12 protein-coding genes and 2 pseudogenes are annotated in these 15,922 nt (G+C 36.4%); 4 read left to right on the top strand and 10 right to left on the bottom strand.

Going from position 1 to position 15,922, the window contains the following annotated elements:
• Positions 1–54: 54 nt before the first annotated feature.
• From glpK to LPC09_RS11655, 8 genes and pseudogenes are all read right to left on the bottom strand, one after another.
• Positions 55–963, bottom strand: a pseudogene (gene glpK, locus LPC09_RS11690) (glycerol kinase GlpK); the annotation flags it as partial.
• Positions 964–1,005: 42 nt separating this feature from the next.
• Positions 1,006–1,832: pseudogene (locus LPC09_RS11685) on the bottom strand (MIP/aquaporin family protein).
• A gap of 197 nt (positions 1,833–2,029) precedes the next feature.
• Entirely contained in the window at positions 2,030–2,602 is a 573-nt protein-coding gene (locus LPC09_RS11680; protein ID WP_098796915.1) for a glycerol-3-phosphate responsive antiterminator, read from the bottom strand.
• Positions 2,603–2,677: 75 nt separating this feature from the next.
• A complete protein-coding gene (locus tag LPC09_RS11675; RefSeq protein ID WP_098796916.1) occupies positions 2,678–2,938 on the bottom strand; it encodes an HPr family phosphocarrier protein in 261 nt (86 codons plus the stop codon).
• A 26-nt stretch (positions 2,939–2,964) separates the two neighbouring features.
• A complete protein-coding gene (gene dhaM, locus LPC09_RS11670) occupies positions 2,965–3,360 on the bottom strand; it encodes a dihydroxyacetone kinase phosphoryl donor subunit DhaM (protein WP_098796917.1) in 396 nt (131 codons plus the stop codon).
• The gene (gene dhaL / locus LPC09_RS11665) at positions 3,353–3,985 is read right to left on the bottom strand and encodes a dihydroxyacetone kinase subunit DhaL (RefSeq protein ID WP_098796918.1); all 633 of its coding nucleotides are present in this window, start codon (positions 3,983–3,985) and stop codon (positions 3,353–3,355) included. Before dhaL ends, dhaM begins: the two co-directional genes overlap by 8 nt.
• A gap of 37 nt (positions 3,986–4,022) precedes the next feature.
• Entirely contained in the window at positions 4,023–5,018 is a 996-nt protein-coding gene (dhaK, locus tag LPC09_RS11660; protein ID WP_098796919.1) for a dihydroxyacetone kinase subunit DhaK, read from the bottom strand.
• 116 nt (positions 5,019–5,134) lie between these two features.
• Positions 5,135–7,174, bottom strand: coding sequence for a sigma 54-interacting transcriptional regulator (locus tag LPC09_RS11655; protein WP_231309550.1), 2,040 nt, complete (start codon positions 7,172–7,174; stop codon positions 5,135–5,137).
• Between the two features lie 192 nt (positions 7,175–7,366).
• Between LPC09_RS11655 and LPC09_RS11650 the strand changes: the two genes are divergently transcribed.
• Complete coding sequence (locus LPC09_RS11650) at positions 7,367–7,660, top strand: Dabb family protein (RefSeq protein ID WP_098796921.1); 294 nt, start codon at positions 7,367–7,369, stop codon at positions 7,658–7,660.
• 37 nt (positions 7,661–7,697) lie between these two features.
• Here the strand turns inward: LPC09_RS11650 and LPC09_RS11645 are convergent, their stop codons facing one another.
• Positions 7,698–8,855 (bottom strand): alpha/beta hydrolase, encoded by a 1,158-nt coding sequence (locus tag LPC09_RS11645; RefSeq protein WP_098796922.1) that lies wholly within the window; start codon positions 8,853–8,855, stop codon positions 7,698–7,700.
• Between the two features lie 217 nt (positions 8,856–9,072).
• Positions 9,073–12,240, bottom strand: a complete 3,168-nt coding sequence (locus tag LPC09_RS11640) for a DEAD/DEAH box helicase (RefSeq protein WP_231309549.1) — start codon at positions 12,238–12,240, stop codon at positions 9,073–9,075.
• A gap of 166 nt (positions 12,241–12,406) precedes the next feature.
• On the opposite strand from LPC09_RS11640, the gene LPC09_RS11635 reads away from it, so the two are divergent.
• The 3 genes from LPC09_RS11635 to LPC09_RS11625 all read left to right on the top strand — a co-directional run bounded on the left by LPC09_RS11635 (position 12,407) and on the right by LPC09_RS11625 (position 15,383).
• The gene (locus LPC09_RS11635) at positions 12,407–13,099 is read left to right on the top strand and encodes a DsbA family oxidoreductase (RefSeq protein ID WP_098796924.1); all 693 of its coding nucleotides are present in this window, start codon (positions 12,407–12,409) and stop codon (positions 13,097–13,099) included.
• Positions 13,100–13,446: 347 nt separating this feature from the next.
• Positions 13,447–14,700: an L-lactate MFS transporter gene (locus tag LPC09_RS11630; protein WP_098796925.1), complete on the top strand. Its 1,254-nt coding sequence runs from the start codon at positions 13,447–13,449 to the stop codon at positions 14,698–14,700.
• Between the two features lie 110 nt (positions 14,701–14,810).
• The gene (locus LPC09_RS11625) at positions 14,811–15,383 is read left to right on the top strand and encodes an NUDIX domain-containing protein (RefSeq protein ID WP_331275799.1); all 573 of its coding nucleotides are present in this window, start codon (positions 14,811–14,813) and stop codon (positions 15,381–15,383) included.
• Positions 15,384–15,922: the final 539 nt, after the last annotated feature.

The following is a 15,922-nucleotide window of genomic DNA, read 5'->3' as shown; positions in this document are numbered from 1 at the left end:
TTCTTTATGTCGAAATTTGCTTAGCGTATGTTTTCCGCGTTTTGTTGGTAGGACCCCTTCTAAAGCATATTCTACTTTTCCATCCAACCCCCATGCAATTGTCGTTAAAAGGCCATGCTCTGATTTTACAGCTTTTTCTCCCGTGTTCATAAGCATAAAGCATCCAGTGCCATAAGTATTTTTGGCCATTCCCTCTTGATAGCATGCCTGACCAAATAACGCTGCTTGTTGGTCCCCGGCAACACCTGCGATTGGAACATTTTGACCGAAGAAATGATAATCAACCGTATATCCATAGATTTCTGAAGAAGGGCGTACTTCTGGAAGCATTGACTTTGGAACAGTTAAAATATCTAATAGTTCATCATCCCATTTCAATTCATGGATATTATACATTAACGTTCTTGAAGCATTTGTGTAGTCAGTCACGAATGCTGCTCCGCCAGTAAGCTTCCAGATGAGCCATGTATCAATTGTACCGAACATCAAATCTCCGTTGGCTGCTTTTTCTCTAGCCCCGTCTACAGAATCTAAAATCCATTTAACCTTCGTGCCTGAAAAATAAGCATCGATTAATAGACCTGTTTTATCTCTAAATAAGTCATTATATCCCTGTGATTTTAATTCCTCACAAATCCCTGCCGTTTGTCGTGATTGCCAAACAATTGCATTGTATATAGGAAGTCCTGTTGTTTTATCCCATACAACTGCAGTTTCACGTTGGTTTGTAATCCCTATTCCCGCGATCTGTTCCGGCTTCACATTCGTTTCAGATAAAACTTGAGCAATAACGGATAAAATTGATCCCCAAATCTCATTAGCGTCATGCTCAACCCAGCCTGGCTTTGGAAAGTGCTGAGTGAATTCTTTTTGAGATATATGAATGATTTCCCCTTGTTTGTTAAAAAGTATTGCTCGTGAGCTTGTTGTTCCTTGGTCAAGTGATAAGATATATTTTTCCATTATGATTTCTCTCCCTTTTGTGAATGATCTTTATTTTTTAAATTAAACGGATGCTTTTGTATGAGAAGAAACATTAGCATCTTGACCTCTGCTTTTTGCGAATGCTGAAAGAGCAATAATGGCCACTACAACCGTACATATCCAAAATGCAGCACTTCCTTCACTTAAGAAAACTTGCTTATAAAAAAGCGCCCCATAAACTCCCCCGATGATTGGTCCAACAACTGGGATCCAAGCATAACTCCAGTTTGAACTTCCCTTGCCTGCAATCGGTAACAAGAAGTGGGCAATTCTTGGCCCCAAATCACGTGCTGGGTTGATTGCATAACCTGTTGTTCCCCCAAGTGAAAGACCGATTGCTAATATTAAGAAACCAACAATTAACGGGTTAAGACCTTCAGTAAATGAATTAGAGCCAATTGTAAGTAAACCAAGTACTAAAACAAATGTACCAATTATTTCACTTAAGAGATTTGCTGGAGTAGACTTAATGGCTGGGTCTGTTGAAAATACAGCCAACTTAGCACCCTTGTCTTCTGTTGCTTTCCAATGTGGGAGGTAGTGAAAAAAGACAATAACTCCACCAAGAAATCCACCGATCATCTGAGCAAAAATATAAGAAGGTACATCACTCCATGGAAAATCTCCAATCGATGCTAATCCTAATGTAACTGCTGGATTAAGATGTGCTCCACTTATCTGACCAACAGCATAAACACCAAATGTTACAGCCATAGCCCAACCGAATGTAATAACAATCCATCCTGAGTTTTCGGCTTTTGAATTTTTAGTACAACTCCTCCAACTACTCCTCCCCCGAAAATAATTAAAATCATTGTACCAATGAGTTCCCCTAAAAAAGCTGTCATAATATTTCCCCCTTATTACGTAAGTAGTTTACCTTTTGTGATAGAGCTACTTGGTAAAAGAACACAGAAAAATCCACAGCAAACACCCCCTAAAGATAAGGGATTGCTGTGGATCTCCGATTCTCCGTCACAAGATATAAACTTAATTATAAGTTAATCGATTTTGAAAGCGCTGTCAACAACTATTTGTATTATTTTCAATTTCTTCCATCTATTGGAGAAAAGTGATTCCATAGTTGTTTATTTGATGTTGTTACTGCTTTTACACCAGCATGAAGTGCGCTTTCTACATCTTGTGTTGTTCGGATAAATCCTCCAGCAAAAATGGGTATTTTCACTTTTAAATGAACTTCTTGTATAATCTCAGGGATAATCCCAGGTAATAGTTCAATATAATCTGGTTTTGTTTTTTCAATTAAAGCACAGCCTTTATTTAGTGCACTACTATCCAATAAAAATAGACGTTGAATAGCAAGTAAACCTTTTTCTTTAGCTTTTGAAATTACGTTTGCTCTTGTTGAAATAATCCCTTCAGGTTGAACTTGATGACATAGGTAGTCAATGCCATAATCGTCCGCTTTTAAGCCATGTATTAAGTCAGCATGTAGAAGGACCTTTTTCTTATGTTGTTTAGCCTTTGTCGTTATGTTCTTCAAATTTCCAATGTGCAGATCAAGCAAGACAATATATTCATAGGGACTATCTAATAATTTCTCAAAATCCTTCATGTTTCGTAAAGCAGGCAAAATGATTTGATTGTCTAATGTCATATCCAACATCCTTATTGTTATATTTCAAAGAAAAATGTTTGTTAGATATTTCTTATGAACATAACAGCTACAATTCTAGCTTTTTTCATCAGTTAAAAATGCTTCAAGAGCTAGTAATGCTTCCTCTTCGTCATCGCCATCTATCATTACAAGAATTGATTGATTATTTTGGATAGATACGCCCATAAGACTCAAAATGCTTTTGGCATTTACCTTCTTTGTATCTATGTTGAAATAAACAGTGCTTTTAAAAGGATTCATTAATTTTATTAATTCTGCCGAGGGCCTTGCATGAAGACCATTTTCAATTTTTATTTTTATTTCTTTTTCAATCATATCTTGCGCTCACTCCTGACCCTTTCTTATCTTGTGATTTTTTGCAATTGTTTTGCCCCCTCTGCTGCTTCAAGCACCTCCTGAAGAGAGCCTCCAATACCGGCCTCTACAACTGCTGCGAATCCTCCTTCAACGAGCGGTGCGTCAGCTAGCCGAATCTTAGATTGATTTTTATCGAGCAACTCTAACGCTAGTTCTGCGTTTATTAAAGCACTTCCTAAATCAAAGAGAATCACAATTCCTTTTTCAGTATAGATAGACTCTATTGCTTCCTTAATATCAAACGCATTTGTTCCAATTCCTCCATCAGCTCCCCCAGAAATTGCAATAGAAACGTCTGGTTGAACTTGCTGCAGCAATTCTCTTAATCCAGTAACGAGATGATAACTATGCGAGATTAATAATAAACTTACTTTACTCATCACAATCTTCTCCTTCTAATACGTTCGCTAATGCTTCAAATAGATAGCAGGAGGACGCAGCACCTGGATCAATATGTCCAATAGATCGTTTACCAAGATAAGCAGCACGACCTTTTTTTGCTTCTAAGTTTATCGTTCCTTCCTTCGTTTTTTCTGCAAGCTGAGCAAGTTCATTTGGGCGTAAGCTATCTCCTTGTTCGATCATAAATGTAACGACAGGCTCCCAGACGTCAATCATTGTTTTATCTCCTATTTGAGCACGACCTCTGAGTTTTAGTCCTTCCAAGGAAGCATTAAATGCTTGGGCTAATTCAGATATAGTAATAGACTCCTTATTTTGAAAAATAGGAGAGGCTTTTATAAAAGCTGTTCCATAAAGAGGACCAGAAGCACCACCAACTTTCGAGATAATTGTCATCCCAATCTCTTTAAATAAAGTAGAAAGGTCCGGGTATTCCTTATTTTCGATTTTATTCATAACCTCTTGAAAGCCTCTTGCCATATTTACCCCATGATCACCGTCACCGATTGCTAAATCTAAATCAGTTAAATCGTGTTTTTGATCTTGTATTTTTGAGTTTAAAATTTTAATCCAGTGCTTTGCTTTTGGTACATCGAATTCCATGTTATTACGTCCTTTCTCAGTTAATCATTACCTATACTTAGCGTTTAAAAGCCAATGTATCTGCATGAGTATCAAGTAACTCCATTAATTGTTGATCAAGTTTAAGAACAGATATGGAACAACCAGCCATTTCTAATGCTGTCATAAATTCGCCAACAAAAGTGTCATAAATCTCCACATGTTGTTCGTCTAGGATACTTGCTACCTTTTTGTTAACAATATAAAGCTCCATCAAAGGTGTTGCACCAAGACCATTAATGAGAACAGCTACTTTATCATTTTGTTTTATGTCTAAATCATCCAGAACTTTTGTTAGAAGAGTTTCAGCAATTGTATTTGCTGTTTGAATAGAGGTTTTTTCAATACCTGGTTCACCATGGATTCCCATCCCAATTTCAATTTCATTTTCTAAAAGAGAGAAGCCTGGCTTACCAACAGCCGGGATGGTGCAGGGCGTTAAGGCCATACCCATTGATCGAACGTTATGAATCACTTTATTTGCAATAGCCTCTACCTCTTCTAGCGTTGCACCTCTCTCTGCGGCAGCACCTGCGATCTTATGAACAAGAACAGTACCAGCAATACCACGTCTCCCTGTTGTATATGTACTGTTTTCAACAGCAACATCATCATTCACTACAACTTTTGCAACGTTTATTCCCTCTGCCTCTGCTAATTCAGCAGCCATTTCAAAGTTCATTACATCACCTGTATAGTTTTTAATAATCAATAACACTCCAGAACCGCTATCAACAGCTTTAATCGCTTCAAAAACTTGATCAGGTGTTGGAGAAGTAAATACTTCACCAGAAACTGCAGCATCAAGCATTCCAACTCCTACGTAACCTGCATGTGAAGGTTCATGTCCACTTCCACCTCCGCTTACTAAGCCTACTTTTCCTTCAACAGGAGCGTCTGCTCTTACAAGGACTGTAGTATCCTGTATTAACTTAAGTTTATTAGGATGTGCAGCAACCATCCCCTCCAGCATTTCTTGAACAACTGTATTGGCATCATTAATTAATTTTTTCACGTGTATTCCTCCTTTATTGATTCTCAGTTAACCTAATTGCAAGTTCCATGCCAATAAATAAAACGCTTACAAATAAGCGTTTTAAAATGTTTATAGGGGGAAATTGGTAAAAAGTATCAAGTATTTTGATATTTTTTACCAAGTAAGTGCTCTAAACCATATTTCCTTATTTTTTTTGCTGCTGTTTTGTGTGTAATTCCTAATGCATGAGAAAGCTGATTATAGCTAGGGTAATATTGACATGCATGAGTGAATATTTGCCTTTCATATTCCTCGAGAGTAAGAATGTTACTTACTGGTAAAAGGTCTAGTTTTTGAGAAGCTGAAGATCTCTCTTCTTTATAAATATAATGAGGCAAATCTCTAATTTTCAAGGAATAATCATCTGTTAGATTAAAAAGCCTTTCAATGATGTTTTCGAGTTCGCGAATGTTTCCTGGCCAATGATAGTTCGATAATATCTCAATTAAACCATGTTCAAATCCGTTGATATTTTTTCCCAAGTGTTGATTAAAATGTTCACGAAAATGCTCAATTAAGAGAGGGATGTCCTCTTTTCTTGATCGTAGCGGTGGTAAATGAATGGGAATAACATTTAATCGATAATATAAATCTTCACGGAATTTCCCTTCTTCTATCATTTTCGCTAGGTCTCTGTTCGTAGCGGCAATAACCCTAACATTGATTGTAACCGGCTCAAAGCCACCTACACGGTCGACTTCCTTTTCTTGCAGAACTCTTAACAGCTTTACTTGTAAATCCAAGTTTAAGTCACCTATTTCATCGAGAAAAATAGTTCCGTTATCAGCTAGTTCAAATTTTCCTCGATGTACCTTGTAAGCACCTGTAAAAGCACCTTTTTCATGGCCAAAAAGCTCACTTTCTATTAAATTCGGTGAAATGGCAGAGCAATTGACCCGGATATATGATCGCTCACTACGATCACTTGTTTCATGGATGGCTCTTGCAACAAGTTCTTTTCCTGTACCGCTTTCACCTGTTATCAGCACAGTTGAATCTGTTTTTGAAACCTTATTAGCCATAGATAAGGATTCTAGTAGAACCTCACTATTTCCAATGATTTTATTAAATGCAGAATTCAGTTTTTGATGTTTAGATAATTCTCTCTCTAAATACTTCGTTCTTTCCTCCATTAGCTCTAGTTTTTGTAAGAGAATCTTTATTTCATCCAATGGGCTTAATGTAACAACTGTACCGCGAAAGATTTCATCAAATATAATTGGGTTTATTTTTGTAATATATGTTAATTGTTGATTCACTTGGATAATTTTCATAAAAGGTTCAGGGCATTTTTGATGTGACTTCCAAAGGTTGTCACCGATAATCGATTGAATTTTTTTCATTTTTTTATTCTTGATCAGCATTGAATGCATTTCATCGTTAATAAAGATAAATTCCCCTTTTTCATTTGTTAGGGCAATTAAATCTGAAACGGATTGTAAGACAAGATCTAGTCTTTGCTGTAACTCCTGAACTTCATTTAGTTCTTTTGTTATTTTTTCTAAGTTCGAAATATCCTGAAAAACGGCCACAGCACCAATGACTTTATCCTGAAAAATTAGAGGAGATCGATTGGTCAGTATCGTATAATGATTTATTTTTTGCTTTTGTGCGAATTCTGGTTGACCAGTTTTCATGATGGCATGTAATCTTGATTGAGGAATAACAACATTAGCCTTATGGTTATAGAGCTCATTTGGAGTTTTTTCGAGTAGTTTTACAGCAGCATCATTTACATATGTAATCACATTGTCACGATCAACTACAACCACCCCATTTGGAAGCTTTGTGAAGGCTTCTTGAAGAATATAAGAGTTTTCCATCATGATAAGATCAGCTTCAATTTCTTTTATATTCTCAACATCCTTTTCCTCAAACAGCTCAACGATTTGTTTTGCTACATGTGATGGTATTTCATTGGGAAATGTCAACGAAAACTCTTCACCTTGCTCAATTTTTAAAGAAACTAAGGAAAGTAGATTGTTCGCTTGAACTTTTTTATCCTTATAAATCACATAGCTGTTTTTAATTGCTTCTTTATCCTTTAAAAGTGATTGTAGAGTAATAATAAATGTAGCAGCAAGGCGGATATGTAATCCATTCTTTTTTTGAACCCTAAGTGATAACGTATACATCGTATCACCCTCCAGTCTTTCGCTTTGACTAGTTTAATATGTTACTATATATTCATTTCTATGTTTTTCCAATTATTCCTTTATAAATATAATGAAATGTTCTTTCTTCTCTTGTATATTATTTGTCCATATCTTTCAAATTGTGCAATAATATATTCGTACGAAAAAAGAATAGTTCTTGGAGGAGTTATCATGGTAGAACATATCGTTATCTTCAAATTTAATGATTCAACAACAGTTGAACAACAAAATGAAGCGATTCAAAAATTAACATCGCTTAAGAATGAGATTAGCGGGATTGTTGATATTCAAGCTGGGATAAATTTTTCAGACAGAAGTCAGGGGTTTGAATTAGGTTTAACTGTACGTTTTGAGGATAAGCAAGCTCTTGAACAATATGGACCACATGAAAAGCATCAGGAAGCTGTTGCGTTTCTAAAGGAGATTGGTTTAACTGAACTTATTGTCGTTGATTTTGAAATCTAATAAAAATGACACACTTTTAACGGTGTGTCATTTTTTCTTACCAGGAAGAAATCTTGGAAATAGCCTGTTTTCCGAGTAAATATCCTCCGATTGCATAGGCCTCTCCTCTGTCCTGTAAGCTTTCTAATGCTGGTTGGTTGTCATAGATATCTAGCTGGTACGCTTGATACTCAGGTTGCTGCTGAAACGATTCCGTTAAATAAGCTGACGCTTCATTGAGCGCATCTTTCCCGCGATTCATAACCTCGTAAAAAGAAACAAATCCATGCATCACACCATTATACCTAACAGCATTGACTGGTGTTCCACTTTCTGCTAACACTTTCCCGTACGCTTCTCCTTCATCTCTAAGCGGATCAAATTCGGCTGTAATAATTAACGCAGGAGGAAGAGCATGAAGATTTTGAGCATCAAGAGGTGATGTGTATGGGTTGGACCACATCTTTTCCTCTGGTGTATAGTTTTTCCGCGCCTTTTCCATTACACTCCTTGAAATTAAATAGTAGCCGCTATCATATAAACTTCTTGATGAAAAAGTAACATCTTGAAATGTGGTTAACGGATAAAAAAGGGCTTGTGAGGTAATAGATGGACCATTTCGATCACGTGCCATCATCGTCACAACAGTTGCTAGATTTCCTCCAGCACTGTCACCTGCAACTGCAATTTTACTAGGATCTCCGTTAAAAGAGCTTGCGTGTTTAACAGCCCATAGTAATGCTTCATAACTATCCTCCGTGGCGGTTGGGAAAGGATGAGCTGGGGCTAATCTGTATCCGACTGAAATAACAACGTTTTGTGTTTTCGCAGCGAGAGCACGGACAATATTATCGTGTGTGTTAATATTTCCGTACCCTTCTAAAAAAGCACCGCCATGGTAGTAAATAATAATGGGATGAGGTCCTTCTTTTTTAGGTTGGTAGATTCTTATCGGAATCTCCTCCCCATCTGTCATAGGGATGGATGTTGTTGTACGAGTATAGCTTGGACTTCCAGAGCTTGAGAAGATTTTAGGTGCTTTCATATCTGATGTGACTAGTCTTTGATCAACCGCATGAAGAAGAACCGCTGTTTTTACAGGTACCTTCCCTGCTTCTGTATGACTCCAATACTCAACAGCTCCTATAATTGCTATACAATATAATAGAAGGAACACTACAAATGATAGAAAGAATTTTCTTAGACGTTTTTTCATGATGATGCTTTTGTAGCGTACCCTCCTTACTAACATAATCTTATATATTAGTATAATTGATAGAAGGACGAAAAGAGTAAACCAATTTAAGGAATATTAAGCAAGCAAAAAAAGGCCGCTTGAGATGGACAGCCCTTTTTTGGTCAGTGCGGATTTTTCACATCGACAAATCTTGACAAATATCGGGTAGTGACAGGCACCAAAAAACACAGCCCCCTCACAACATCAATATCTCCCTGATATCCTCCTCCGTCAGCATCGTTCCCTTCTGACCGTCAGATTTAATGATTTCTTCAACCAGGTCGCGTTTTTTGTCTTGTAGTTCATTGATTTTTTCTTCGATTGTTCCTTTTGCTATGAGCTTAATGACTTGGACGGAGTTTTTTTGGCCGATTCGGTGGGCACGGTCAGCAGCTTGCTCCTCAACTGCTGGATTCCACCATGTATCATACAAAATAACAGTGTCAGCACTCATTAAATTTAAGCCTGTTCCTCCTGCTTTTAATGAAATAAGAAAATAATCTCGTTCACCGTCATTATAACGGTTGCAGATCTCCACTCTATCTTCAGAGGGAGTTTGTCCATCAAGGTAAAAGTATGGTAATCCTCTTATTGTTAGTTCTTTACCAATCAGATCAAGCATTCTAGTGAATTGAGAAAAAATTAATACCCTTCTACCAGAAAGTTTGGATTCCTCAATAATTTGCATAAGCTGCTCGAACTTAGCTGAACTCCCCTTATAGCCATCAACAAATAAACGAGGGTGACAGCAAATTTGGCGTAAACGAGTTAAACCAGCTAATATTCTAATTCGATTTTTCCTCATTGTTTCTTTATCAAGATGTTTAAGTGTATCATGTCTTAGTTTCGCTAAATAGGCTGCGTAGAGCTTCTTCTGTTCAGGAAGTAAATCAACTGAATCCGTTAACTCTACTTTTTCAGGAAACTCCGATAACACGTCTTCTTTCATTCTTCTAAGCAGAAATGGCTGAATTCGCCGAGAAATTGTTGCTTTCGAAAGCTGACTATATTCTTTTAACCCTAGAAATAATTCAGGAAACACAACGTGAAAAATCGACCACAGCTCTTCTAGTGAATTTTCGACGGGAGTTCCTGTTAATGCAAACCGATGATTCGCCTGCAACTTTTTAACGGCCCGGGCAGTTTGAGTTAATGGATTTTTAAAGGCTTGAGCTTCATCGAAAAAGATCGAATGAAATGATTGTTTTTCATACCATTTAATATCCTTACGTAATAGTGGATAAGATGTAATGATCACATCTGTATCACATGCCTCATTTTGCCGTTTAGTACGTTCTGATTTTGCACCATCCATAATAAGCGTCTTAATACTTGGTGTGAATTTTATAAATTCGCTTAACCAATTATAGGTTAGTGAGGAAGGACAAACAATTAGCACCGGACGTTTTTCCTGACGAATGGTTTGAAGCTCTGAAAGAATAAACGTGATGCTTTGCAATGTTTTGCCTAGCCCCATATCATCTGCTAAAATGCCACCAAATCCGAAAGTAGCAAGAGTTTTCATCCATTTAAAACCGATCTTTTGATAATCTTTTAAAATAAAATCTAAGGTATCTGGAATTGGAAAGTCTAGACTGCCAGGGTGACGGATTGTATTAAGAAACTGTCTAAATGACTCTTCTACATAAAAAGACTCGCTGCCCTCGACAACATCAAGAAGCTGAAGACTTTTTTCAATAGGTAGATCTAATCCATTAGACAAATCTTTATCCTGTACGAGAGGAGTATGAAGAAAACGTTGAATTTCCTCAAACTCTTTCGTTTCTAATGAAAGTAATGAGCCATCACGTAACCTGTAGTACTTTCGTTTTTCCTCTAGAGCTACTAAAACCTCTTTTATTTCTTTTTCAGCGATGAAGTCCATTTCGAACTTAAATTCAAGCCAGTTTGTTCGTTCCTTTTTTACTTTAATTCGAATCTGCGGCTTTACATTTTCTCTAAAAATCCGCATCCTAACAGCTGTTGTTGCATAAGTTTGACAAAGCTTTTGTAGCTTAGGCATTTGATAATAGAGAAAATCATATTCTAGCTCTTCGTTATGCAAATAATAGCCTCCATCAGTTTTGGAGAAAGAGCTTTCTTCCATTAAACCTAGGATTTCCTCTTCTTTCTCTATATCTCTCAAAAGAATGGATTCTTTCGGAAGCTCCCGGCCTTCTAAAGGATTTATCATCATATTTTCATAGTGAAACTCAAGGCCTGCTAATAAACGGTTTTTAATTCGATCCAAATAAAGCTTGGCTATTAATGGGGTTTTGACTAATTGACGGCTAATGGCTTCGGCTATATTCACTTTCCCTAGTCTTTTTAAACCAGGTACTACTTTTTCTAGAAAAAAACCAACCTGTTCGTGTTGAATCAGTATGGAAGAAGTTCGTGTTTTCTTCAACATTTGATTTAGCTCGAATAAACGCTTAAAATCGTCATTTTCTAATTGAATGAACTTACCATTATATAAAACGGTTTGATAGGAATGAAAAATCACAATCTTATCAAGACCTTTAATACCTAACTCATAACCGCTAGTTTTATCAAAGTTGAATTGTAAAGGAAGCGATTCTTTCGTTACATTTATCCTATTAAACATCGTCTCTTTATACAATAACTTGACTTGAGGTGCTGCTAGTAACGACGTTAGCATTTTTTCCCATGAAGTGGGTGGAATAAGCAACATACTTGATTGTGATACGATTGTTTTATCAGCTTTTTTATCTAACATAACTCCAATCATTTGTTGAAAAACTTCATCATCTTCTTGTTGAAAACAATGATAAGTTGCATCAAATAGAAAGGAATTTGCTAGTTGAATTGATTTTCCTGCTTGTAAATGTTCTAAAAATCCAAAGAGATTTTCTACTGAAAATGAGTTTAATTTCACTTCAATACCGAGCAAGTTTACTCCATTTTCGTCTGTAACAGGCTTACATATAAATTCCGCTTCGATGACCTGTCTATTTTCAAAATGTCGCTGATGACTGCTTGAACGGATCGGCTGATGGCTAAAAAGAGAAAATAAATCTTTTGTCATCGTATCATCAGGTTTTTGTAATGAATTTCCGTTTCTCTGTTGATCGTAAAGGTATAATAAAACCGCAGCGATATGCTGACAGTCTTTATCGAATGAAGCTAGCTTTGGGCAAGAGCATGTTGATTGAATGCCTCCCTTGTCCATTTCTGAGATTGTAACATTGAAATTTTCTGTTCCTTCGACAATAGCCTGACATGTATGCTCGTCATAATCCTCAATTTTCACTTTATTTGCAAGAAAAAATGCATTACCCCTCTTGAAGGACGTAACGCCACACATATCCTTAATTAATTGATGAGTTATTTTTGCCTTCATATGTCCGGCTCCTTCCTAGAGAGTAAAATAAATTCGACTTACAGTTTACCATGTTTTTCGTAGAGTTGGGTAATTCTAAAAACATCCTCAACAGCTGAAGCATTTTATTTTTTATTTAAAGATTGAATTAGTATACTAAAAACGAATACAACTGGAGGGATTTCACATGTTGATTGAAATGTGGACAGATTATGCATGTCCGTTTTGCTATATTGGGAAAAGACGACTGGAAGAAGCATTAAAACAGGTCGAACATAAGGCTGAAGTCGTTTATCGCTGTTTTGAACTAGATCCTACTGCAGAACGAGACATTTCTGATAGTATTTATGAAAAACTAGCAAAAAAATATGGAATGAGCCTTGAGCAAGCAAAGCTTAACTGCAAAAACATGGAAGAAATGGCAAAGGAGTCTGGATTAGATTATAATTTTGATACGATGAAGTTAACAAATACATTTGATGCACATCGTTTAACGATGTACGCAAAAACACAGGGTTTTATGAATGAAATGTCTGAGAGAATTCTACATGCTTTCTTTACAGAATCTAAGCATATTGGTGATCATACTACTTTGACGGATTTAGCAGTTGAAGTTGGATTGAATCGTGAAAAAGTAACAAAATTACTCGATAGCGATGAAATGACTGATGCTGTACGTAGTGATGAACAAGAGGCACAAGAACTAGGAATTCAAGGTGTTCCTTTTTTCCTGATTAACCGAAAATATGCTATTAGCGGTGCACAACCAACAGAAACCTTTATTAGTGCAATCAATCAAATTAATGAGCAAGATGGGCCATTTATTCGTATGAATGATGATAATGGTGCTACTTGCACAGATGAGTCTTGTGAGGTTTAGAAAGATAAAATGTGTATTCTGATTTATCAGAATACACATTTTTATTTCCTAGGCAAGCGCAGGAAGTGACAAATTCCGAATATTTTTTTGTGTTATAACAGTTTAAATATTTTCATAATATTGTATAATAGGTGATAACCTATCTAAAGATTGGAAGAATAGAAAAATTTTGTTATGATAGTTGAAAGGAATCATTAGTACCCTGTTTTATTTCTTAATTCTTTTGATAGCTGAAATTGTAATCGCTTACAAAATTCGACGTTTATGTCGAGCTCCTTACCTTTGTTTTCACATCTATGTTTTTATGTTTTCGCCGCAACTATCTTACTCGTAAAGGAGAAATGTACATGAAGACAACAAAAAATAGATGGTTAATCGCCCTCTCTGCTATCGCTATTCATATTTCTATTGGAGCAGCTTATGCTTATAGTGTCTATAAAAATCCGTTAAGCGAAACATTAGGCTGGTCAGCAACTGAAGCTGCTATTGCCTTTACAATTATGATGGCACTTGCTGGATCCTCTGCTGCTTTATTTGGTAGTTTTGTAGAAAAAAATGGTCCACGTAAATCCGCGATCGTTGCAGCCGTGTTATTTGGTTTAGGACAAATTGGTTCAGGATTTGCCGTGAGCAATGAATCTTTACCACTTTTCTTATTAACTTATGGAGTTGCTAGCGGCTTAGGCTTAGGTATTGGCTATATCTCTCCTGTTTCTACCTTAGTAAAATGGTTTCCAGATCGAAGAGGTTTAGCTACAGGAATGGCTGTACTTGGGTTTGGTTCTGGCGCTTTAATCACAGCTCCTGTAGCTGCAGATCTTATTGTATCAATAGGTATCCCTTCTACATTTTATGTACTCGGTGTTTGTTATTTTGTTTTAATGGTAATTGGTGCTTCTTACATCGCTCCACCTCCTGAAGGCTGGATGCCTGAAGGAATGAGAAAAGATGTTGCGTCAGGTAAAAAAGAAATAAAAGAAGATCTTCAACAATTAACCGCGAAAGAAGCGGTTAAAACGAAACGCTTTTGGATGCTTTGGATTATGATGTTAATTAACACAAGTGCGGGCATTATGATGATTTCTGTCGCCTCACCAATGGCGCAGGAAGTAGTCGGCCTTTCAGCAGGAGCAGCAGCGGCGATGGTAGGAATTATGGGAATCTTTAACGGTGGAGGCAGACTTGGTTGGGCTGCTGCATCCGACTTCTTAGGTCGACCTATTGTTTTCGTCATTTTCTTTGTCATTCAGATTGTTGCTTTTACCCTCCTTCCTACAATTACAAATGCGTTAATATTTCAAGCTTTAATATTGTTAGTTGTTAGTTGTTATGGAGGCGGCTTCTCTAACCTGCCTGCCTTTATTGGTGACTTATTTGGAACAAAACAACTTGGTGCCATTCATGGATACTTATTAACAACATGGTCATTAGGTGGTGTATTCGGACCTATGCTTGTTTCAGGTATAAGAGAAACAACAAATAGCTATATTCCTGTGTTCTATGTTTTTTCAGCTCTCATTCTTCTTGCCTTTATCGTTTCCCTTCTTCTTCGCTTAGATATAAAGAAGGTGAAAGAAGCCCAGAAGAAACAAGTCGCATAAAATTCGAAAGGAGCTAGGTTTTAAATACCTGCTCCTTTTTTGCCTTTTTATAAAAGGAAGTACATCATCCAATGTAGAATATTTCAATAAGATTCTAATTTTAGATAAGGATGGTTACAGTGTCAGTCAACTATTGTATGAAATGTGGGTCACCTCTGGAGATGCGTTCGATCGATGGAGTTGAAAGAAAAGCATGTATAAGCTGTGATTATGTGTTTTGGGGGAATTACAGCATTGGCGTTGGTGGATTAGTTATGAAAGACGGGAAGTTTCTGCTTGTCAAACGAGCCCATGACCCTGGGAAAGGATATTGGACAAATCCTGGTGGGTATATTGAGCAGCTAGAATCTATTGAAGAAACAGTTGAGCGGGAAGTTGAAGAAGAAGCTGGAATAAAAGCAAAGGCAAACAGAATCGTTGCAATTCGGGATCTTCCCCGTCAAATTCATAATATATATATAGCATTTGCAATGGACTATATAGAAGGAACCCCAACTCCTGATGGAATTGAATCCGATGAAGCAGGCTTTTACAGTTTAGATGAAATTGAAACAATGAATGTTGCGCCCTTTACTAAGTGGTTAATAAACGTAGCTTATGAAGAAGAAAAAACAGGTCTCTTTAAAGATGTAGAGCCAAAGATGAAAGATCATATTTTGTATAAAATTAATAGTTCTAATTAAATTAGCATTTTATTTAAGAATAGATGTGCTTTTCTATTGCAATTTTTTATAAATATATGGCTAAATGCAGGTTGTTTTCTGTTTAAACTTAATGTTATCAAAATTTCACGGTATCGTTTTTTTGTTATCAAGTGAAATTAGCATTCGAAAATGGAATGCGTATGCCTTGGTAAAGGTAAGAAGGGTAAAATCATTCGCTAGATCCAGAATTAGGTGAAAATTATAGTAATAGCGTCTTAATTTTGTAATAGTTTCCATTTGTGCATTCTTTTTTAGTTACAAAGTAAAAAATGCATACGCAAATAAGAGATGCGTATGCTTTGGCATTGATAAGTAGGATAAAACCATTCGTTAGATCCAGAATTAGGTAAAAACTCATTGTATTAGCGCTAAATATTGTAATTTCTCCCATTTATGTATCATTTTTTAGTTAAAACGTAAAAATAGCATACGCAAATAAGAGATGCGTATGCTTTGGCATTGATAAGTAGGATAAAACCATTCGTTAGATCCAATATAAGGTATAAACCGATAATATA

It is taken from the genome of Metabacillus sp. B2-18, from assembly GCF_021117275.1.
Taxonomy (GTDB): Bacteria; Bacillota; Bacilli; order Bacillales; family Bacillaceae; genus Metabacillus.
This window is presented reverse-complemented; position numbering and strand designations above follow the sequence as displayed.

Bases quoted from the DNA above. Each gene is read 5' to 3' on its own strand.
- dhaL (WP_098796918.1), bottom strand. From the start codon at position 3,985: ATGGAATTCGATGTACCAAAAGCAAAGCACTGGATTAAAATTTTAAAC.
- dhaM (WP_098796917.1), bottom strand. From the start codon at position 3,360: ATGAGTAAAGTAAGTTTATTATTAATCTCGCATAGTTATCATCTCGTT.
- LPC09_RS11655 (WP_231309550.1), bottom strand. From the start codon at position 7,174: ATGTATACGTTATCACTTAGGGTTCAAAAAAAGAATGGATTACATATC.
- LPC09_RS11625 (WP_331275799.1), top strand. From the start codon at position 14,811: ATGGTTACAGTGTCAGTCAACTATTGTATGAAATGTGGGTCACCTCTG.
- LPC09_RS11675 (WP_098796916.1), bottom strand. From the start codon at position 2,938: ATGATTGAAAAAGAAATAAAAATAAAAATTGAAAATGGTCTTCATGCA.
- LPC09_RS11680 (WP_098796915.1), bottom strand. From the start codon at position 2,602: ATGACATTAGACAATCAAATCATTTTGCCTGCTTTACGAAACATGAAG.
- LPC09_RS11630 (WP_098796925.1), top strand. From the start codon at position 13,447: ATGAAGACAACAAAAAATAGATGGTTAATCGCCCTCTCTGCTATCGCT.
- LPC09_RS11650 (WP_098796921.1), top strand. From the start codon at position 7,367: ATGGTAGAACATATCGTTATCTTCAAATTTAATGATTCAACAACAGTT.
- LPC09_RS11645 (WP_098796922.1), bottom strand. From the start codon at position 8,855: ATGAAAAAACGTCTAAGAAAATTCTTTCTATCATTTGTAGTGTTCCTT.
- LPC09_RS11635 (WP_098796924.1), top strand. From the start codon at position 12,407: ATGTTGATTGAAATGTGGACAGATTATGCATGTCCGTTTTGCTATATT.
- LPC09_RS11640 (WP_231309549.1), bottom strand. From the start codon at position 12,240: ATGAAGGCAAAAATAACTCATCAATTAATTAAGGATATGTGTGGCGTT.